Source organism: Amycolatopsis sp. NPDC003865 (assembly GCF_053605345.1).
On record NZ_JBSGJA010000002.1, the window covers coordinates 331,699 to 351,486 of the forward strand.

The window sequence follows — 19,788 nt, forward strand, 5'->3', positions numbered from 1 at the left end:
AAGTACATGTAGTTCGGAGGTGGGGCAACCATGACGGACGCGGTGGCCGACGTCGAGCGCGCCATGATCGCGATCCGCCGCAGCCAGCAGCGGCGAGCGCTGAGCCGGATCGGCAAGGCCCGCGGCCAGGGCGCGCACGACCCCGTGCACGAACTGCTCGACGTCGTCGAAGAACTCACCGAACGCGGCGAAGCCGGCACGGTGACCGCGTTGAGCGCGGCGCTGGGCGTGGACCAGCCGCGCGCGAGCCGGCTGGTGGCGCGCGCGGTCGAGCAGGGCCTGCTCCGCCGCGAAGCCGATCAGCGCGACGGACGGCGTGCGGTGCTCGTGCCGACCGAGGCCGGCCAGGCGCACCTCGACGAACTGCACGCGTTCCGGCGCTCGGTGTTCGCCGAGGTGATGGCGGACTGGCCGGAGGAGGACCGCGAGAACTTCGGCAGGCTCCTCACGGCGTTCGTCCGCGGGTACAGCGCGCTCGGCTAGTCGTGCGAAAGGTCGACGAACCGGCTGTAGTGCAGCTGGTGGGCGACGGTGATCGTCGCGGTCGGGCCGGCGCGGTGCTTCGCGATGATCAGGTCCGCCTCGCCCGCGCGCGGGTCGTCGCGCTCCCAGGCGTCCGGGCGGTTGACCAGGATGACGAGGTCGGCGTCCTGCTCCAGTGAGCCGGACTCACGCAGGTCCGACAGCATCGGGCGCTTGTCCGTCCGCTGCTCCGGACCACGGTTCAGCTGGCTGATCGCGATCACCGGGACCTCGATCTCCTTCGCCAGCAGCTTCATCTGCCGCGAGAATTCCGAGACTTCCTGCTGCCGCGACTCGACGCGCTTGCCGGACGTCATCAGCTGGAGGTAGTCGAGGACGACGAGCTTGAGGTCGTTGCGCTGCTTCAGCCGCCGGGCCTTCGCGCGGATCTCCATCATCGTCATGTTCGGCGAGTCGTCGACGAACAGCGGCGCCTCGGACACCTCGCTCATCCGGCGGGCCAGCCGCGTCCAGTCGTCGTCGGACATCTTGCCGCCGCGCATGTCGGCGAGGCGGATCTTGGCCTCGGCCGAGAGCATGCGCATGACGATCTCGGTCCGGCTCATCTCCAGGGAGAAGATGACGCTGGTCATGCCGTGGCGGATCGACGCCGAGCGGGCGAAGTCCAGGCCCAGTGTCGACTTGCCGACACCGGGCCGGGCGGCGACGATGATCATCTGGCCCGGGTGCAGGCCGTTGGTCAGCTCGTCGAAGTCGGTGAACCCGGTCGGGATGCCCTGCGACTGGCCACCGCGGGAGGCGATGGCGTCGATCTCGTCCATCGTCGGCTGCAGCAGCTCTTCCAGCGCGACGTAGTCCTCGCTGGTCCGGCGCTCGGTGACGTCGTAGATCGCGGCCTGCGCGCGGTCGACCACCTCGTCGATGTTCGCGCCGTCGGCCGCGGCCGCGCCGTAGCCGTACTGCACGATCCGGGTGCCCGCCTCGACCAGCCGGCGCAGCACCGCCTTCTCCGAGACGATCTCCGCGTAGTAGCCCGCGTTCGCCGCGGTCGGCACCGTCGCGATCAGCGTGTGCAGGTAGGGCGCGCCGCCGACGCGGCCCAGTTCGCCGCGCCGCTCCAGCTCCGCCGACACCGTGATCGGGTCGGCGGGCTCGCCGCGGCCGTAGAGGTCGAGGATGCAGTCGTAGATCGCCTGGTGCGCGGGCCGGTAGAAGTCGTCGGGGCCGAGTGCTTCGATGACGTCGGCGACCGCGTCCTTCGACAGCAGCATGCCGCCGAGCACGGACTGCTCGGCCGCGAGGTCCTGCGGCGGCTGGCGGTCGAACCCGCCGCCCCCCGGGCCCCCGGGGCCGGGGTCGCTCGGACCCGGGTCGGACTCCGCGTACATCGGACTGCGGTCGTCGGTCAGCGCCACCGCCCCGGACACCTCCTCATCGTGTCGAACACCCGTTCGAGTATGCCGGATCTTCGCTCTCGAAGCACGCGGCTCGATCCGCGTCACCCGTTCCCGGGGCCCTCCCCGATGATCGGCGACGACGTCCGTCAGCTGTCGCAGACACGCGGAGCGCCACCGTGAGTACAGGCCCGAGCGGGCACGCTAGATCCCCCGGAAGGCGGATGGCAATTCAGGATGGGGACCCTTCTGTGGACAACCTGGGGATGAATGGGGGTAACCAGTCACAGGTGACGCGAGAGCTGTGGACAAGTTGGGGACAAGGTTGATCGGCTTCGACAAACCCGCTGGTCAAACCCTGTGAACAAGGTGTGGAGAACTTCCCGGAAACTCGTTCGGCGTGTCGCGGGAAACCCGTTGTTCGGCGTGTCGTGGGCCAGCCGGAGACCATTGGACCGCACGCCCTGTGGATGAATATCACGGAGGGTAGAGCAGTAACCCGGAGGGCTGAACGGCCGGCGGGTCAGGCCGCGGTGAGCCTGCCCTGTGCGCTGCGTAACCGGTCAGCGAGAACGCGCTGGTCGGCCGGGGTGAAGGCGATCCGGTTCTCCCCGCGCCCCGGAACCTCCTCGGTCAGCCATCGGCCTTCCGAGGTATCGATGTAGTTCACCGGGCGTTCGATCCGGTGCCGGGCGCCGGTGCGGCTGCGGGCCGCCACGTACAGGCTGCCGCTTCCCATTCGGCGTAGCGCCAGGATCCGGCGGAGCTCCTCGACCTCTTGCGAGCCCTCGGCCGGACGGTCGTTGCGGAGGACGGCGTACCCGCCGTCGTCCCCGCGGGCGGTCCCCTCGAGCTGGCTCTTCGGCACCGCCAGCGGCGTCCCGCGCCCGGGCGCGAGCTTCGGGATCTGCCCGAGGAAGTCGTCGAGCAGCTCGCCCGGCCGCGACGACTCCAGCACGACGACGTCCAGCTCCTCGTGCTTGGCCAGCACGAACGCCTCACCGCCGGCGCTGCCCGCCAGCAGCCGGTAGCTGACCGGCTTGCCCTGGAACCCGCCGTCGACCCAGCCGTAGTACTCCAGCTGCGGCCGGGTGATCGCTTCGACCGTCGCGACGAACCCGGGGTGCATGCCGCGCGAGCCGAACAGCCCGGCCTTGGCGAGCTCGGCGTTGGCCCGCTCGTCCTCGGCGCGCTGGGCCTCGTCGCTGTACCAGGTCGGCGTCTCGGACAGCACCGTGTGCGGCTCGCCGCCGCGGCGCCTGATCAGGTTGATCAGGGTGCCGGTCGAGATGGTGACCTGCCTGTCCAGCACGCTTTCCCCCAGTAGGAATCCGAACCCGGTGCAGCGGAAACCACCGGGCGCGCTCATCTTGGCACGCGCCCGGCCGTCCCGCGTGTGCTACTCGCCGATGACCGGCGGAGCCGTCAGCTCGTCGGTCCCGAAGATGTCGTTCGGGTCGTCGCCGAGCAGGTACTTCGACGTGCGTTCCTCGTCGCCGCCGCCCTGGCCCTTCGCGCCGTGGCCCATGCCGCCCATGCCACCCATCCCGGTGGCACCGCCGCGCCCGGCCGCCGCGCCGCCCGCGCCCATCGCGCCGCCGGCCCCCATGCCGCCCCGGCCCGCGCCGGCGGCACCCGCACCGCCCGGCATGGCCGCGCCGGTCGAGCCACCGGGCCCGAAGCCCGCGCCGCCGCCCGGACCGAAGCCGGCCGTCGGGTCGCCGATCCCGCCCGACCCACCGGGGCCGAAGCCGCCGCCACCACCGGAGAAGTTCGGCGTGCCGCCGCCGGGCCCGAAGCCCGGCATCCCCGGCACGTCCGACGGCGAGAAGCCCGACGAGTGCGTGCCGTCGTTGAAGTTCGGCGGGGTGTAGTTGGCGCCGCCGGGGAGCTTGGACGGGTCGTAGCTCCCGCTCGGCACCTTCCCCGGGTCGAAGCCCGGCACCTTGGACGGGTCGTAACCACCGCCCGGCACCTTGGACGGGTCGAAGCCGCCGCCGGGCATGTTCGGCGGCTGGCCGTTGAACGACGGCACGCCGCCCGGGCCGGGCATGTTCACGCCACCGGGGCCGGTGCCGGGGGCACCTCCGCGCTCGCCGTCCCCGTTTCCGTTGCCGTCGCCCGGCTTCTTCTTGCCGTCCTTGCCGTTGTCGATGTTGACGTTCTCCTGCTGCCCCTTCAGCGCGGAGTACGTCGGCATCTTCTGGCCGTTGTCGTTGCTCGCCTTGTAGTAGGTGTTGAAGGCGTCGACGTTGGCCTGGCCCTTGGTGTTGTAGTCGCGGATCGCCCGGTCGGTGTCGGTCGTCCACGGCGTGATCGCGTTGAGCAGGTTGTTCTTCGGCGGGTCCTTCGGGACCTCCTGCACCTGCGCGTGCACGGTGGTGAAGGCGGTGTTCTGCTCGCCGAGGTACTTGTCGGAGTCGGTGAGCTTGGTGCCCGAGTCCTCCATCCACACGCGCAGCGGGTGCGCGCCGGCGTTCTGCGCCGCTTCCGCGCCGCCGCCGGTCCAGGCCGCGTCCATCTCCTTGGCCAGGGTGTCGATGGTGGTGAGCCGGTCCGCGTAGGCGCCCTTCAGCCGGCTCGCCGCCGCCTGCCCGTTCTGGATCGAGCCGGTGCCGGGGCCGGTGGTGATCTGGTGCCAGATGTCGTAGCAGTCGATCTTGCGGTCACCCTGCACCGACGTGTGGTCGTCCGAGTGCGTGGTGGCCATGTTGTATGCGGCGAACCCGCCGAGCAGGACCAGTTCCAGCATCTCAGCCCCCCATCAAGGTCTGGATCATCGCTTCGCCGAACTTCCCCGCGACCGAGCACGGGTCCGACGCGCCCGCGCCGTTGTCGTACTGCACCAGGATGTTGACCGCCAGTTCGTCGGTCACCCCGACGAACAGGCCGCACTTGCCGTTCTTGCGGTCGTCCAGCGCGGCGGCGTAGACGGCCGGGTACCCGGAGGACTGCGACTCCTCGAAGTAGGCGTCGTTCGCCTTCGTGTCGTAGACGTCCTGCAGGCCGTTCTTGTTCGCCGTCACCGTGGTCACGTCGATCTGGTTGCCCGGGTCGGCGGCTTCCTGGAACGTGCAGCTCGGGCCGTTGCCCGTGCTGCGCGGGGTGCCGTCGCCGAGGCTCAGCGTGGAACGCCCGGCCGCGTTGATCGTGGTGCACGCGTCGGAGGTGATACTCGCGGTGTTCAACGGCTGCGGCACCCGCGGCGCGGAGCCGGCGGCCGACGACGAGGTCTCGCTGCCGCTGGTCTCTTCGGTCGAAGCCGGGTTGGCGGTTCCGCGGGTCTTGCCGGAACACCCCGCGACGGCGAGCACGGCGAAGACCAGAGCCGGAACGGCGAGGAGTCGTCGGTTCACGTGGCCTGGTTCCCCGTCTTCGAGAGGTCGGCCTGCGTGTCCGACTCCTTGGTGGTGATCTTCTTCTTCGCGGCCGTCAGCGCCTCGATGTAGTTCTTGACGTACTCCTGCATCTTGGAGTTCTGCTCGAGGAACGCCTTGCCGGACGGGTTCGCGAGCTTCTCCCAGTCGCCGCTGGCGAACTCCTTGCCGGGCGCCTTGACGTTCGCCATCAGGTTGGCGTCGTCGTAGTCGCGCTTGAGGTCGGCCTGGAGGTCCTGCCACTTCTTGATCACGCCGTCGATCTTGTCGGCGTCGAACGTGAATCCCCCTCCGCCGGACGGCGCGGACATGTTGACCTCGTTACCCATCCGAGTGCGCTCCCTTCGCGTCCCGCTCCATTGTCCTACGACGACGGCCGCGTGTCCGGGGTTCCCCCGAAACGCGTGAAGGCGGGCCGCCCACCAGGGAGCGACCCGCCTTGTGCACGGCGTACTACCTTACTGCGAGGCCTTGACCTCGAGGCGCACGTCGACCTTGACGTCCGGGTGCAGCCGGGCGCCGACCGAGTGCTTGCCGACGGTCTTGATGTGGTCGCGCAGCTCGATGACGCGCTTGTCGAGCAGCGGGCCACCGGCCGCCTTGATCGCGTCGACGATCTCGCCGGCGGTGATCGAACCGAAGAGCTTCTTCGAGCCCTCGGCCGCCTTGCCGGTGAGCTGGATGGCGCCGAGGCCCTCCAGCGTCGCCTTGATCTCCTTGGCGTGGTCGAGGTCGCGGATGCGACGGCTCTCCTGCGCGCGCTGGATCGTGCGGACGTTCTTCTCCGCGCCCTTGGAGGCCACGATCGCGTAGCCCCGCGGAAGCAGGTAGTTGCGCGCGTAACCGTCCTTGACCTCGACGATGTCGCCGGGGCCGCCCAGGTTGGCCACGTCCGTGGTGAGGATGATCTTCGCCATGTCAGTGCCCTCCCTTAGCGCGCGGTCGAGGTGTAGGGCAGCAGCGCCATTTCGCGGGAGTTCTTGACCGCGATGGCGATGTCACGCTGGTGCTGGCTGCAGTTGCCGGTGACGCGACGGGCACGGATCTTGCCGCGGTCGGAGATGTACTTCCGCAGCAGGTTGGTGTCCTTGTAGTCGATCAGTTCCGGGCGGCCCTTCTTCTCGGCCTTGCAGAACACGCAGACCTTCTTCTTGGGCTTGCGAATGGGTGGCTTGGCCACTGTCTACTCCTGGTAATTCAAATCTTTGTGGATGTGTACGAGATCAGAAGGGGGGCTCGTCCGAGAAGCCGCCGCCACCGCTGCTCGCGGCCGGCGCGGAACCCCACGGGTCGTCGGCGGGAGCGCCGCCGCCACCGCGGTTGCCGCCGCCACCGCCGCCGCCGAAGTCACCACCGCCGCCGCCACCGCGGCTGACCTTGTTGACCTTGGCCGTGGCGTAGCGCAGCGAGGGGCCGATCTCGTCGACCTCGAGCTCGACGACGGTGCGCTTCTCGCCTTCCTTCGTCTCGAACGACCGCTGCTTCAAGCGGCCCTGCACGACGACGCGGGCGCCGCGGGTCAGGGACTCGGCGACGTTCTCCGCCGCCTGGCGCCAGATGTTGCAGCGCAGGAACAGCGCCTCGCCGTCCTTCCACTCGCCGGACTGCCGGTCGAGCGTGCGCGGGGTGGACGCGACGGTGAAGTTCGCGACCGCCGCACCGGACGGGGTGAAGCGCAGCTCCGGGTCGGACGTCAGGTTGCCGACCACCGTGATGACGGTGTCTCCAGCCATCGGGGTTCCCCTCGGGCTCAGGCCTTGGCGGCAGCGGGCTTGGCCGCGGCGCGCTTGACCTCGCGACGCATGACCTTGGTGCGGAGCACGGTCTCCTGCAGCGACAGCTGGCGGTCCAGCTCCTTCACCGCGTCCGAAGACGAGTTCAGGTCGAGCAGCGCGTAGATGCCCTCGGCGTGCTTCTTGATCTCGTACGAGAGGCGACGACGGCCCCAGACGTCGACCTTCTCCACGGAACCGCCCGAAGTGCGGATCACGTTGAGGAAGTTGTCCAGCGTGGGGGCGACCGTGCGCTCGTCGAGCGTGGGGTCCAGGATGACCATTACCTCGTAATGGCGTGACACAACCACTCACCTCCTATGGGCTCGCGGCCACGGGCTGTCCGTGGCAGGAGGGTTTGTCCAGGTAAGGCTACCTGGGGGTGCCTTCGGGGCCGGACGCCGGGGTCAGCTCGCGCGGCGCAGCGCCCACGTGCGGACGAGGGCCGCCGTGACGCCGGCCAGCACGATCACCGCGAGCAGCATCGGCAGCTGGACGTCGTTCGACGCGCTGTTCGAGGCGAGCGACTGCGCGTTGCCCGCGTCGCGGATGCCGGCGCTCTGGCCGGTCTGGTCGCCCTGGCCGGCCTGCGGGGCGGAAGCGTCACCGGGGAGCGTCCCGTTTGCCGGGTACCGCGCACCGGGGGCGACGGCCGTGCCGGCGGTCGCCGTGGGGATGCCGCTGTAGTCGCGCATCGGCGCGCTGCCGCCCGTGCCGCCGGCGGTGCCCGGGTTCAGGTTGGAGAGGTTGCCGGTGGTGCCGCCCGGGACGGTCGCGGTGCCGCCCGGCGTGGTGCCGGTGCCCTGCTGGCCCGGTGCGACGTAGTTCGTGGCGACCGTCGTCAGGCCGCAGCCCTGCGCGACGTGCGCGGAGATCGAGCTGAGGACCTCGTTCTTGGTGCTGTCCAGCACGCCGAGGCCGTTGGCGCCCTTGAGCGCGGTCGCGACGACGCCGCCGATCGCCGGGCCGGCGATCGTGCCGCCCGCCGCGTTCGGCACCTGGCCGACCGGCAGCGCGCCTTTGGCGGCGATCGTGTCGGCGAGGGAGTCCGGCCACACCGAGAGCGCGGTCCACAGGTGCGAGTTCACGTAGTCCCGCGCGCCCTTGCGGACCAGTTCCTTCACCGAGGAGCCCTGGATCGCGACCGTGTCGCCCATGCTGCCGTTCACCGCGCCCGAGCACGTGCCCGCGAGCGTCGTCGCGGCGGAAGCCGTGCCCGTGGAAAGGAACGCGCCGCCTGCCAAGAACGCGGCGAGGGCGGTGGCGGTCAGGATCTTCCGCACGTGCATGTCCTCCAAAGCTTTACGGGGGCGTCGTCCCGGGCAACAGGATCAACGAAGAAGATACGTGAAAGGTACTCGGCAGTCGGATCAATTTGCAGCGGCCATTCGGCGGAGCACCCAGGTCCGCACGAGGCCCGCGCTGACTCCGGAGAGTGCCAGCACCGCGATCAGCAGCGGCAGATTCGACCCGTCCGTGAATCCGTCGGACACCGACGGTAGCGCCTGGGCCTGGCCCGCCGTCTGGATGCCGGAGTTGCCCGCCGCGGCCTGGTCGGGCCCGGTGAGCCCGTACTGGGGCGCGTAACCCGGGATCTGGCTGCCGTACCGGAGGGCGGGCGACGGCGTGAAGAGCCCGGCCGTCGCGAACGGGATGCCGCTGTAGTCCCGCATCGGCGCGTAGCCCGTACCGATGCTGAACGGGAAGCCGCCGAACGCCGGGCTCGCGCCGCCGCCGGAGAAGCCGGGGAGCAGCGGGCTGTTCGCTTCCGGGATGCCGCCGGAACCCTGGGGGGTGCCACCCTGCTGGTTGCCGCCGGTCCCGCCGGACGGCGGCTGCTGCGGGTTGCCGCCGGGCTGCTGGGGCGCGGGCTGCCCGCCGCCGCTGAGCGCGCTCACGCCCTGCTGGGCGCCGCTGGTCACACCCTGCACGCCCTGGTTGATCGCGCTCGCCGCGGGCGCGCCGACCACCGGCACCGGTGCCACGACCGTGTCCACCACCTTGACGGTGACCTGGCAGAGCGTGCCGAGGATCGCGTTGATGGTTCCGGTCAGCACTTTGGTGCCCTCGGTGACGACACCGAGGTTGAGCGGGAGACCGAGCAGCGGGGTCGTGGCTTTGATCGTGTCGCCCGGCTTCGCCTCCACGGTGCTGCCGCAGGGCACGGTCTTGGTGTCGGCGGAGGCGGTGCCGGGCATGCCGAGCACGGCCGAACCCGCGAGCACGAACGCCGTCGCTCCGACCGCCGTTGCCCTCCGTGTCCGATCCTGCATGCTCGCCGCCCCTTGTCTCGTCGCCTCTCCCCAGGACAACGACGTTAAGGCAGCACGGTGACGCCCGCTCGCTCAGAAATGTCCGGCATTCGAGTGGAAGCGGGCGTCACCCTCGGTCAACTCAGGCCGGCTTGCGGCGGATCCACGCCCGGACGAGGGCCGCGGCGACGATCGCCAGCGCCAGCACCGCGAGCAGCATCGGCAGCTTCGCCGGCGGCGTCACGCCGGGCAGCGCCTCGGCCGTGCCGGACTTCTGCTCGTCGACCGTCGGGACCTGCTGGCCGGGGATGATCTGCGCGATCACCGGCGCCTGCACCAGGCTGCCGGGCAGCAGGGAGGCGTTGCTGAAGATGCCCGAGATCGCGTCTCCGGGCAGGCCCGCGTTGCCGGGTCCGGTGGTCACCGGGCCGGTGCTGTCGCCGGGCGGGTTCTGCCCCGGCGGCGTCGGACCGGGCGGAGCCGGCGGCGCGGGCGGGTTCGGGGCCGGCGGGAGCGGCAGCGGGGGCAGCTCCTCGGCCACGCCCTGCGTCACGCCACCGACGGTGTTCACGACGGTCTGCGCGGTCGGGCAGACCGTCTTCGCCGCCGCGTCGCCGACCACCGGCACGTCGCCGATGCCGAGCGCCCGCACGGTGTCGCCCACCGGCAGGGTGAGCAGCGGGGCCGAGCCGTTCGTGTTCCGGGACGTCGAGTCGAGCCCGACGGTCAGCCGGTCCGGGGCGTTCAGCGGGGCGCCGGCGTCGAGGACCAGACCGGTCTTCGCGTCGCGCGCTTCGCCGTTCTGCAGGGTGGCCGAGCAGTCGCCGCCGAGGGTCGGGCTGGTGTCCGCGCTCGCCACCGCCGGCGCGAGCAACGCGGCCGAAGCGGCGAAAGTGAATCCCAGTGCGGTGATCCGGGTGAACTGCTTCCCCATCGATGCCCTCCGGCAGTCGGACCAATCTGGATCACGGAACGCGCTCACGGTACTCCACGAGCGTCACCAACCGGTCCCACAGGCCGAAGATGCACCCGGAGTAGCGTGCTCGGCATGCTGATTGGCGCCCATGTCCGTGACGACGACCCGTTGACCGCGGTCGCCGAGCGCAAAGCCGACGTCGTCCAGTTCTTCCTCTCCGACCCGCAGGGCTGGAAGGCCCCGAAGCCACACCCCCACGGCGAGGCCATCAAGGCCGACCCCGTCGAGGTGTTCATCCACTCTCCTTACCTCATCAACGTGGCTTCGCTGAACAACCGGATCCGCATCCCCTCCCGCAAGAACGTCACGCAGCACGCGGACGGCGCGGCGGCGATCGGCGCGAAGGGCCTGATCGTGCACGGCGGGCACGTCGGCGACAACGACGACGTCGAGGTCGGCCTCGACAACTGGCGCAAGCTCTTCGAGCGCGAACAGGAGAAGGGCGGCTTCAAGGTCCCGATCCTGATCGAGAACACCGCCGGCGGCGAGAACGCGATCACCCGCGACCTCGAGGTCATCGCCCGGCTGTGGGACAAGGTCGGCGAGTTCGGCGCCGGGTTCTGCCTGGACACCTGCCACGCGTTCGCCGCGGGCTGGGACCTCGCGACCGCCGTCGAAAAGGTCAAGGCCATCACCGGCCGGATCGACCTGGTGCACCTCAACAACTCCCGCGACGAGTTCGGCTCGACCCGCGACCGGCACGCCAACGTCGTCGAGGGCGAAGGCACGATCGACCCCGAGGCGCTGGTCGAGGTGGCCAGGGCCGCCGGCGCGCCGGTCGTCGTCGAGACGCCGGCCGACGGTCAGGCCACCGACATCGCCTACCTGCGCGAAAAGCTGGGTTAGGCCGCCACGGCCTTGCGGCGGCGCCGGACGGCGTTCGGGACGACCACGTCCCGGGCGCCGTCGAGGAAGCCGCCCGCCGGGTCGTCGTCGCCCGCGGCCCGGACGAGGTCGGTGCCCGGCCGGTAGATCTCGCGCACGACCAGCACGCACAGCGCGGCCACGGCGAGGTCGCGGACCACGACCGTGCCGAGGAACCAGCCCTCGGGCAGGCCCTTGTGGTCGACGCCGAGGTAGTAGAACATCCGCGGCACCCAGACCAGGGCGTCGATCAGCATCCAGCCCAGCAGCAGCCGCCAGCGCGGGATCGCCAGCACGGCCAGCGGCACCAGCCACAGCGAGTACTGCGGGCTCCACACCTTGTTCGTCAGCAGGAACGCGGCCACGACGAGGAACGCGAGCTGGCCGACGCGCGGCCGCCGCGGTGCGGCCAGCGCCAGGTAGGCGATGCCCGCGCAGCAGGCCAGGAACAGCACGGCGACGGTCAGGTTGAGGTAGGTCGGTGTCTGGTTCTTCTGCAGCACACCGTCGAAGCCCGCCCAGCCCGTGGTGTACGAGAAGACGTTGTACAGCGAGTCCGGGTCCATCGGCCGCAGCGTGTTCAGCCGGAAGAACTCCCACCAGCCGCGGGTCGCGGTGAGGATGAACGGCGCGTTCACCGCCAGCCACGTCACGACGGTGGCGGCCGCGGTCTTCCAGAACGGCGTGAGCTTCCCGGCGCGCAGGCACAGGAAGAACAGCACGCCGAGCAGGAACAGCGGGTAGAGCTTGGCCGTCGCGCCCAGGCCGAGCAGGAGCCCGGCGAGCAGCGGTTTCTTGCGCGCCCAGGCGAGCAGGCCGGTCGCGGTGAACGCGGTCGCGATCGCGTCGAAGTTGGTGAACGCGTGCACCAGCACCAGCGGCGAGGCCGCCACCAGCACCATGTCCCACGGCCGGCGTTTCACCGTCCGGCCGGTCGCCCACACGGTGACCAGCCAGGCCAGTGCCAGGAACAACGCCGTCAGGTCGAAGTAGACGGCGACCGGCAGCGCGCCGGGCAGCCAGCCGCTCTCGGCGACGTCCAGCCAGCCCGCCGCGAGCTTCGCGTTCGCCCACTGGAAGAGGCCGGTGAACACCGGGTACTCCATGTACCGGGTGTCGTTCTCCGCGGTCTGCGAGCTCTCCTTCCACGACGTGTAGTACGGGAAGGTGCCCGGCCGGTCGAGCCGCTCGGAGCTGTAGAGCGGCACGATGTCGGAGTAGCACATCGCGACGAACGGGCGGCCCGCCCGCCAGTCGAGCTGGTTGGCGCCGCTGGAGTCCTGGTACTGCTGGATGCAGGAGCCCTTGCCGAGCCAGCACAGCATCAGCGCGAGGGTGGCCAGCAGCAGGCCGACGCGCTGCGGCGACCAGAACCAGTGCCTGCCGACCGCCGCGTGCTCGCCCAGCGGGCCGCCGAGTGGTCTGGTGACCGCCGCGGCGAGGGGCTCGTTCCAGCTCGGGACGACCCGTTCCGCCCGGGTAAGCGTCACGGGGCCGGGGTCCGGCTCGCGCGTGGTCTCCTCTGGCACGAGTGCGGATGTTAGCGGTGATCGGGGGCAGCGGTGGTGAAGCCGGTGATCATGCCGGATTCGCGTAGTACGAGGCCAGGACCTCCGCGGCGGCCCCGCGCGTGACGATCTCCTCGCCGCCGTCGTCCTCGATGACCTCGATCCGCTGCCACTGGGGCAGCGGCAGCAGCTCCGCCAGCCGTTCCGAAACGGCGTCACGGTACGTGTCCGGTTCGTCCCGCACGGCGCGCCCGGCCAGCACGATCCGCTCCAGGTCGAGCACCTGCACGAGGTCGGCGAGGCCGATCCCGAGGAAGCCCGCGGCGGTCCGCGTGTCGGGGGCCAGCTTGGCCATGATCTCGACGCAGCCGCGTCGCCCGCAGGCGCAGACGGGCCCGTCGAAGGCGATGGTGGTGTGCCCGAACTCACCCGCGTTGGTCCGCGGGCCGCGGTACAGGCGGCCGTCGATCACCAGGCCGACCCCGATGCCGGTGCCGACGAGCACCACCGCGGTCGCGGTCGGCTCGCCGTCCGGCCACACCTGGGCGAACGCGGCGGCGTTGGTGTTCTTGTCGAGCGTCACCGGCAGCCCGGTGCGCTTCTCGAGCAGGTCACGCAGGGGGACGTCGTGCCAGCCGGGCATGTTCGTCGCGTCGCGGACCAGGCCGGCGAGGTGGTCCAGCGGGCCGACCGCGCCGAGGCCGAGGCCCAGCACGTCGAAGCCGTCGGCGAGTTCGAGCGCGGTCGCGCCGATGGCCTCGACGGCCTGCTCGGGGGTGAAGCCGACGGGCAGCGGGCCGCCCGCCGTCTCCTCCACCTCGCCGATGAGGTTGGTGCGCAGCACGCGGTACTCGTCACGGTCCAGGCGGGCGCCGAGCGCGTGCCGGGCGCCGGCCCGGATGGTCAGCTGCGTGCGTGGCTTGCCCACCCCGGCCGACGGCTGGCGCTCTTCGTCCAGCAAGCCGGCTTCGAGGAGTTCGGGCACGATCTTGGAGACGGCCTGCTGGGTCAGCCCGGTGCGTTCGGCGAGCTCGACGCGGCTGAGGCCACCGGCGCGCAGGATGTGCGTGAGCAGCAAGGCGCGGTTGTGCTCGCGCACGGTGCGCAGGTTCACCCCGGTGTCCGCCATGGACAGGATCTTCCCATGCCTGGCCAATTAAGCAACACTGTTGTTTAATGAGGGCCATGAGTGACTTGCGCGTGGGCATCCTGGGGTACGGCATCGGCGGGCGCGTCTTCCACGCGCCGCTGGTGGCGGCTACTCCCGGGCTCACTCCCGCGCTGATCTCGACTTCGAGCAGTGCCGTCCAGGCGCGCACCGACCACCCGGGCGCGGAGATCGTCCCGGACGCGGACGCGTTCTTCGCGCGGGCGGCCGACCTCGACCTCGTCGTGGTCAGCACGCCCAACCGCACCCACGTGCCGCTCGCGCTGCGGGCGATCGAGGCCGGCCTGCCGGTGGTCGTCGACAAGCCGTTCGCGCCGACCGCGCTCGAGGCCGAGCAGGTCGTCGCCGCGGCGAAGGCGGCGGGCGTCGGCCTGACGGTCTTCCAGAACCGGCGGCTCGACTCCGACTTCCTCACCGTCCGGAAGGTCCTCGAGTCCGGGAAGCTCGGCGAGGTCTTCCGCTTCGAGTCCCGCTACGACCGCTGGGTGCCCAAGCCGAAGGACAACTGGCGCGAGTTCGGCGACCCGGCCGAGGCCGGCGGCCTGCTCTACGACCTGGGCGCGCACATCGTCGACCAGGCGCTGCAGCTGTTCGGCCCGGTCACGCAGGTCTACGCGGAGACCGACCGCCGCCGCGCCGGCGTCCAGGTCGACGACGACGTGTTCGTCGCGCTGAAGCACTCGGGCGGCGTCCGGTCGCACCTCTGGGCGTCCGCGCTCGCCGGCACGCTGAACCCCCGGTTCCGGGTGCTCGGCGACCAGGCGACGTTCACCAAGTACGGCCTCGACGTGCAGGAACCCCAGATCAAGGCGGGCATGCGCCCCGGCGACGACGGCTGGGCCGTCGAACCCGCGTCGGACGCGGGCCGGATCGGCGTCGGCAACGACGTCAAGACGGTCCCCACCGAGACGGGTCGCTACGAGCAGTTCTACGCCGAGGTGCGCGACGCCCTGCGCGGCGAAGGCGCCTTCCCGGTCGACCCGGAGTCGTCGGTCGAAGCGCTGCGCGTCATCGAAGCGGCGCACCGCTCCGGCGTCGAAGGCACGGTCATCAAGCTCTGACCCCCAGACTGGCCGTGACGCCGGTGACCCCCAGCGCCGACGTCACGGCCTCTTCCTCCCCCGCTGCCGGTCCTGCAGCTCCTGCAGCCGCTGCTGGAACTGGCGGAACTGGTCCAGCTGCTGCTGGTTGCCGGGCCCGACCTGGATCCGCTGGTCGCGCTGGTCCGGTTGCTGTTGCTGGGGCTGCTGGAGCTGAACCTGCACCCGGTCCTGCGGCGAGCTGATCGCCGCCACGCGGTCGAAGCGCTCGCCCGGCCGTCCCGACAGGTACAGCTGCATGAACCGGTCCCAGATCGGCCCGGCCAGCGTCGAGCCGAACAGCGGGGCGCCGTTCGGGCCGCGCAACGCCTTGTCGCCGTCGCTGCCCACCCAGACCGCCGCCGACACCGAGGGCGTGTAGCCCACCATCCACGTCTGCGAGTTCGCGTTCGCCGCCGACGCGGGTTCGTCGTTCTGCGGGGTGTGCTGCTGCGTCCCGGTCTTCCCGGCGCACTCGTGCCCGGCCGGGCAGCTCAGCCGCGAGAACTGGATCACCGGGGCCAGCGCCGCCGTGACGTTCCCGGCGATCTGCGCGCTCTTCTGCGGGTCGTTGTCGGCGAAGGCGTCGATCGAGCGGTCCTTGGCTTCGTAGGCGGTTTCGCCGTTCGCGTTGGTCACCTTCTGCACGAAGTGGCGGTCGCGCTGGACGCCGCCCGCGGCGAAGGTCGCGTACCCCGAAGCCATGTCGGCCGCCGTCACCTGGGTGCCACCGCCGCCGATGGAGATGTTGTTGTCGCCGGTGAACAGCTTGCTGCGGCCGCCGTTCTCCGACGTCCGGATCCCGGCTTCCTGCGCCGCTTCCGCCACGCCGGACGGTTTCGTCACGTTGAGGACCATGTCGTAGAAGACGGTGTTGGTGGACCGCTGCATGGCTTCGGCGACCGTGCACTGCTGCGAGCAGCTGCTGCTGTCGCCCGCGTTGCGGATCGGCAGGTCGACGCCGGGGAACGTGCGCGGTGAAGTGCCGTCGAAGCGCGCGTCGAGGCCGCGGCCGAGCTTGAGGAACGCGGCCAGGTCGAACGGTTTCATCGACGAACCCGGGTTGTGCGGCTCGTCCGCCCAGTCGCGGCCGGCCAGGTCCTCGCCGTTCGGGCCCTTCACGATCGCGTCGCCGCCGTAGTAGGCGAGCACCCCGCCGGTCTTCGGGTCGACGGCGACGAGCGCGTTGAGGATCCGGTCGTCGGTCTGGTCGGCCATGCCCTCGGCGACGGCTTTCTCCGCCGACTCCTGGGCCCGCGGGTCGATGGTGGTGAACACCTGGAACCCGCCGGCGTAGTACTGCTTTTCGTCGATGCCCTGCGCGGCCAGCTCGGCCTTGACCTGCTTCTTGATGAACGGGTTCAGCGCACCGGCTTCCCGGCTCTCCTTCAGCGGGATCGGCGCCGGGAACTTCGCCGCCGCGCGCTGGGCCGGCGTCAGGTAGCCGTTCTTCTGCATCCGGTCCAGCGCGGTGTTCCACCGGCTCATCGCGACGGCGGTGTTCTCCGAACGGCCCGGCTGCTGGATCAGGCCGGCCAGCAGCGCGGACTGCGAGTAGTCGAGCTGCCCGACGTCCTTGCCGAAGTAGGCCTGCGCGGCGGCCTGGATCCCGTAGGCGCCGCGGCCGAAGTAGATGATGTTGAGGTAGGCGGTGATGATGTCCGCCTTCTCGTAGGTCTGGTTCATCTTGAACGACTTCGCGAGCTCGACCCACTTGCGGCTCAGCGTCGGGTCGTCGTCGCCGGAAGCGTTCTTGATGTACTGCTGCGAAATCGTCGACCCGCCGCCGGACCCGCCGGTGACCTGGTTGTACGCCGCGCGCAGGATGCCGCCGACGTCGAAGCCGGAGTTGGTCTCGAAAGACGCGTCTTCGGTCGCGATCACGGCTTTCTTGACGACGTCCGGGATCTGGTTCGCCGCCAGGATCTGGCGGTTGCCGCCGGTGGGCACGTCCTTGCCCATCTCGGTGCCGTCGCTGTAGAGGTAGGTCACGGCCTGGCCCTGCGCCTGCGCGACGGTCTCCGGCGACGGGACGTCGACGGCGAGGTAGGTGATCAGGAACGCGATCGCGGGCACGGCGAAGGACAGCCCGGCGACGACGTAGGCGATCCGCCGGACCCGCCGCCAGCGCCGTCGCCGCAGGTCCTGGCCGGTGAGCGGCCGTGGCCGGCGCGGCGGCTCACCGGGGCGCGGCCGCCGGATCGGCACGGTGGGCGGCTCGTCCGGCTCGGTGCCGTTGTGCGCGTGGTGGGTGATCAGCTCGGGCTCGGCGCCCAGCAGTCCGGGGCGCGGCACCGGCCGCCGGGTCCGTCGACGCGGGACGTGCTGCCGGCCGGGTGACGTGCGGTCGTGGTTCACGGGCCGTCCTCCACGGTGGGCTGCGGACGCAGTCCTCTCGTCGAGGACACGTACCGCGGCCCACCGCGGTTCAGGCCGTCAGTTCCCCGGGTCGCCGGTCGAGGTCGGCGTCTCCTTCGGCGTCGACGTCGGCGTCTTCGTGTGCTTCGGCGTGCTCTCCTTCGACGACGACTGGTTGTTCCCGTTGTCGTTGTTGCCGCCGTTGTCGCCCTGGTCGCCGCCGTTGTCCTGGTTCTCGCCCGGCGGGATCGCGTCCGTCGTCGTGACCACCTCGGACGACGGCGGCGGGACCTCGCCGCCGATGCGGTCGACCTTGTCGAAGCGCTCGCCCGGCTTGCCCGCCAGGTACAGCGAGAGGAACTTCTGCCACATCGGGCCGGCGATGGTCGAGCCGTAGATCGGCGAGTTGTTCTTGCCGTGCAGCGGCTTGTTGCCGTCGCCGCCGACCCAGGCCGCCACCGAGACCGACGGCGTGTACCCGACCATCCAGGTCTGCGAGTTCGCGTTCGCCGCCCACGACGGCTCGCCCGCGACCTTCGTGTGCTGCTGCGTCCCGGTCTTGCCCGCGCACTCGTGGCCGTTCGGGCACTTCAGGTGCGAGAAGTCGATGACCGGCTTCAGCGCCTCGGTGACGTTCCCGGCGATCTGGCGGCTCTTGTCGGAGTCGCTGTCGAACGCGGCCTTCGCGTCGGTCGACGCCTCGTACGCGACTTCGTTCTGGCCGTTGCTCACCTTGAGCACGAAGTGCCGCTGCCGCTGCTGGCCGTTCGCGGCGAAGGTCGCGTACGCGGAAGCCATGTCCAGCGGCGTGATCTGGGTTTCGCCGCCGCCGAGGGAGATGTTGTTGTCCTTGGTGGAGATGATCGACTGGCCGCCGTCCTCCTTGACCTCGACCCCGGCCTCCTTCGCGGCTTCCTTGACCGGGCCCTGCTTGGTGTCGTTGAGGACCATGTCGTAGAACACCGTGTTCGCCGAGCGCATCATCGCCTCGGCGACCGTGCACTGCTGCGAGCAGGAGCTGCCCGGGCCGGCGTTGCGGACGACGCGGCCGTCGAAGGTGCGGTTGTTGGAACCGTCGTAGGTCTTGTCGAGCCCCTGGCCCTTCTTCAGCAGCGCCGTGAGGTCGAACGGCTTCATCGACGAACCCGGGTTCTGCGGCGTGTCCGCCCAGTCGCGCCCGGCCTGGTCCTGCCCGTTGACCTGCACGATCGGCTTGCCGCCGTAGTAGGCGAGCACGCCGCCGGTCTTCGGGTCGACGGCGACCAGCGCGTCGAGCAGGTTGTCGTCGACCTGGTTCTCGAGCGCCTCGGTGGCGGCCTTCTCGGCGGCCTCCTGCGCCTTCGGGTCGATCGTCGTCTGGACGACGAAGCCGCCGGAGTAGTAGCGGTCCTCCGGGATGTCGTGCGCGGCCAGCTCGTTCTTCACCTGCTGGACGACGAACGCGGGCGGCGCGCCGGCCTGCTGCTTGCTGTCCTCGAGGGGGATCGGCGTCGGGAACTGCGCCGCCGCGCGGTCGGCCGCGGTGATGTAGTTGTTCTTCACCATCCGGTCGAGCGCGGTGTTCCAGCGGTCGTGCGCGACCTTGGGGTTCTCGGAGCGGCCCGGCTGCTGGATCAGCCCGGCCAGCAGCGCGGCCTCCGAGAAGGTGAGGTCCTTGGCGTCCTTGTGGAAGAAGGCCTGCGACGCCGCGCCGACCCCGTACGCCCCGCGCCCGAAGTAGATGATGTTCAGGTACGCGGTGATGATGTCCTTCTTCTCGTACGTCTGGTTCATCTTGAAGGACTTGGCGAGCTCGGTCCACTTGCGCGTCAACGTCGGGGCGTCGTTGTCGGTGGCCTTCTTGATGTACTGCTGCGAAATCGTCGAGCCACCGCCCGTGCCGCCGGTGGCCTGGTTGTACACCGCGCGCAGCAGACCGCCGACGTCGAAGCCGGAGTTCGTCTCGAACGAGTCGTCCTCGGTCGCGATCGCCGCGTGCTTCATGACGTCGGGGATCTGCTCCGGGGTCAGCAGGACGCGGTTGCCGCCGCGCGGGACGTCCTTGCCCATCGGCGAGCCGTCGGCGTAGAGGTAGGTCACCGCCTGGCTCTGGTTCTGCGCGACCTCGGTCGGCGACGGCACGTCGACCAGGAAGTACGTGATGACGAACGCGATCGCGGGGAGCACGAAGAACACCGCGACGAACGCGTAGGCGCACCGCCGGATGATCTTCCAGCGCCGCTTCTTCTTCTGCTCCGGCGTGAGGACCGGTTTGCCGTCGGCCTCGGGCTCGACGTCGTGGGTGTCCGGCTCCTCGTACGCGTGGTGCGTCATCAGCTCGGGGCCGCCGCTCATCGGCGGCGGCTCGGGCCGGTATCCGTGCGGCGGCGTCCGCGGCGGCTGCTGGGGTGGCTGCTGCTGCCACGGCTGCTGCGGGCGGCGCGGACCCTGGCCGTGCGGGCCCTGTCCGGGCGGACCCTGGGGTGCGCGACGGCGCGGATCGGGACCCTGGCCGGGCCAGGAGCGGGATCGATCGTCGGGCACGGGCTGTCCTCCAGGAATCGCGGGCAGCATCGGT

At 70.7% G+C, this 19,788-nt stretch carries 19 protein-coding genes; 3 read left to right on the forward strand and 16 right to left on the reverse strand.

Annotated features, from left to right (window positions below; all coding sequences use genetic code 11):
- Positions 1-30: 30 nt before the first annotated feature.
- Positions 31-483: a MarR family winged helix-turn-helix transcriptional regulator gene (locus tag ACWEVP_RS06450; RefSeq protein ID WP_452061591.1), complete on the forward strand. Its 453-nt coding sequence runs from the start codon at positions 31-33 to the stop codon at positions 481-483.
- Here the strand turns inward: ACWEVP_RS06450 and dnaB are convergent.
- The 12 genes from dnaB to ACWEVP_RS06510 all read right to left on the reverse strand — a co-directional run bounded on the left by dnaB (position 480) and on the right by ACWEVP_RS06510 (position 10,212).
- On the reverse strand, positions 480-1,898 hold the full coding sequence (dnaB, locus tag ACWEVP_RS06455; protein WP_452061941.1) for a replicative DNA helicase: 1,419 nt from the start codon (positions 1,896-1,898) through the stop codon (positions 480-482). The genes ACWEVP_RS06450 and dnaB overlap by 4 nt on opposite strands.
- Positions 1,899-2,400: 502 nt before the next feature.
- Entirely contained in the window at positions 2,401-3,189 is a 789-nt protein-coding gene (locus ACWEVP_RS06460; RefSeq protein ID WP_452061592.1) for an ESX secretion-associated protein EspG, read from the reverse strand.
- Between the two features lie 87 nt (positions 3,190-3,276).
- On the reverse strand, positions 3,277-4,629 hold the full coding sequence (locus ACWEVP_RS06465) for a hypothetical protein (RefSeq protein WP_452061593.1): 1,353 nt from the start codon (positions 4,627-4,629) through the stop codon (positions 3,277-3,279).
- Between the two features lies 1 nt (position 4,630).
- Entirely contained in the window at positions 4,631-5,233 is a 603-nt protein-coding gene (locus ACWEVP_RS06470; RefSeq protein WP_452061594.1) for a DUF3558 domain-containing protein, read from the reverse strand.
- Positions 5,230-5,583, reverse strand: a complete 354-nt coding sequence (locus ACWEVP_RS06475; RefSeq protein ID WP_452061595.1) for a hypothetical protein — start codon at positions 5,581-5,583, stop codon at positions 5,230-5,232. The genes ACWEVP_RS06470 and ACWEVP_RS06475 overlap by 4 nt, the downstream gene beginning before the upstream one ends.
- Before the next feature lie 129 nt (positions 5,584-5,712).
- Entirely contained in the window at positions 5,713-6,171 is a 459-nt protein-coding gene (gene rplI / locus ACWEVP_RS06480; protein WP_257926071.1) for a 50S ribosomal protein L9, read from the reverse strand.
- A gap of 14 nt (positions 6,172-6,185) precedes the next feature.
- Positions 6,186-6,434 carry a 30S ribosomal protein S18 gene (gene rpsR, locus ACWEVP_RS06485; protein WP_003098744.1) on the reverse strand — a complete coding sequence of 83 codons (249 nt, stop codon included), beginning with the start codon at positions 6,432-6,434 and terminating at the stop codon, positions 6,186-6,188.
- Between the two features lie 43 nt (positions 6,435-6,477).
- Complete coding sequence (locus ACWEVP_RS06490; RefSeq protein WP_125309235.1) at positions 6,478-6,987, reverse strand: single-stranded DNA-binding protein; 510 nt, start codon at positions 6,985-6,987, stop codon at positions 6,478-6,480.
- 17 nt (positions 6,988-7,004) lie between these two features.
- Positions 7,005-7,331, reverse strand: coding sequence for a 30S ribosomal protein S6 (rpsF, locus tag ACWEVP_RS06495; RefSeq protein WP_176173898.1), 327 nt, complete (start codon positions 7,329-7,331; stop codon positions 7,005-7,007).
- Positions 7,332-7,433: 102 nt separating this feature from the next.
- Positions 7,434-8,315, reverse strand: coding sequence for a hypothetical protein (locus ACWEVP_RS06500; RefSeq protein WP_452061596.1), 882 nt, complete (start codon positions 8,313-8,315; stop codon positions 7,434-7,436).
- 81 nt (positions 8,316-8,396) lie between these two features.
- Positions 8,397-9,299 (reverse strand): hypothetical protein, encoded by a 903-nt coding sequence (locus ACWEVP_RS06505; protein ID WP_452061597.1) that lies wholly within the window; start codon positions 9,297-9,299, stop codon positions 8,397-8,399.
- 121 nt (positions 9,300-9,420) lie between these two features.
- A complete protein-coding gene (locus ACWEVP_RS06510) occupies positions 9,421-10,212 on the reverse strand; it encodes a hypothetical protein (RefSeq protein WP_452061598.1) in 792 nt (263 codons plus the stop codon).
- Between the two features lie 114 nt (positions 10,213-10,326).
- Between ACWEVP_RS06510 and ACWEVP_RS06515 the strand changes: the two genes are divergently transcribed.
- On the forward strand, positions 10,327-11,100 hold the full coding sequence (locus tag ACWEVP_RS06515; RefSeq protein ID WP_452061599.1) for a deoxyribonuclease IV: 774 nt from the start codon (positions 10,327-10,329) through the stop codon (positions 11,098-11,100).
- Here ACWEVP_RS06515 and ACWEVP_RS06520 read toward each other — a convergent pair.
- Together ACWEVP_RS06520 and ACWEVP_RS06525 are read right to left on the reverse strand one after the other, a co-directional pair.
- Entirely contained in the window at positions 11,097-12,647 is a 1,551-nt protein-coding gene (locus tag ACWEVP_RS06520) for a glycosyltransferase family 87 protein (RefSeq protein WP_452061600.1), read from the reverse strand. The two genes, ACWEVP_RS06515 and ACWEVP_RS06520, sit on opposite strands and share 4 nt — an antisense overlap.
- A 49-nt stretch (positions 12,648-12,696) precedes the next feature.
- Positions 12,697-13,755, reverse strand: a complete 1,059-nt coding sequence (locus tag ACWEVP_RS06525; protein ID WP_452061601.1) for an ROK family transcriptional regulator — start codon at positions 13,753-13,755, stop codon at positions 12,697-12,699.
- A gap of 56 nt (positions 13,756-13,811) precedes the next feature.
- Here ACWEVP_RS06525 and ACWEVP_RS06530 point away from each other — a divergent pair, with 56 nt between their 5' ends.
- On the forward strand, positions 13,812-14,855 hold the full coding sequence (locus tag ACWEVP_RS06530; protein WP_452061602.1) for a Gfo/Idh/MocA family oxidoreductase: 1,044 nt from the start codon (positions 13,812-13,814) through the stop codon (positions 14,853-14,855).
- Between the two features lie 42 nt (positions 14,856-14,897).
- On the opposite strand, the gene ACWEVP_RS06535 is transcribed toward ACWEVP_RS06530, so the two are convergent.
- Both ACWEVP_RS06535 and ACWEVP_RS06540 read right to left on the reverse strand, forming a co-directional pair.
- Positions 14,898-17,231, reverse strand: coding sequence for a transglycosylase domain-containing protein (locus ACWEVP_RS06535; RefSeq protein ID WP_452061603.1), 2,334 nt, complete (start codon positions 17,229-17,231; stop codon positions 14,898-14,900).
- Positions 17,232-17,309: 78 nt separating this feature from the next.
- Entirely contained in the window at positions 17,310-19,565 is a 2,256-nt protein-coding gene (locus ACWEVP_RS06540; RefSeq protein ID WP_452061942.1) for a transglycosylase domain-containing protein, read from the reverse strand.
- Positions 19,566-19,788 lie beyond the last annotated feature (223 nt).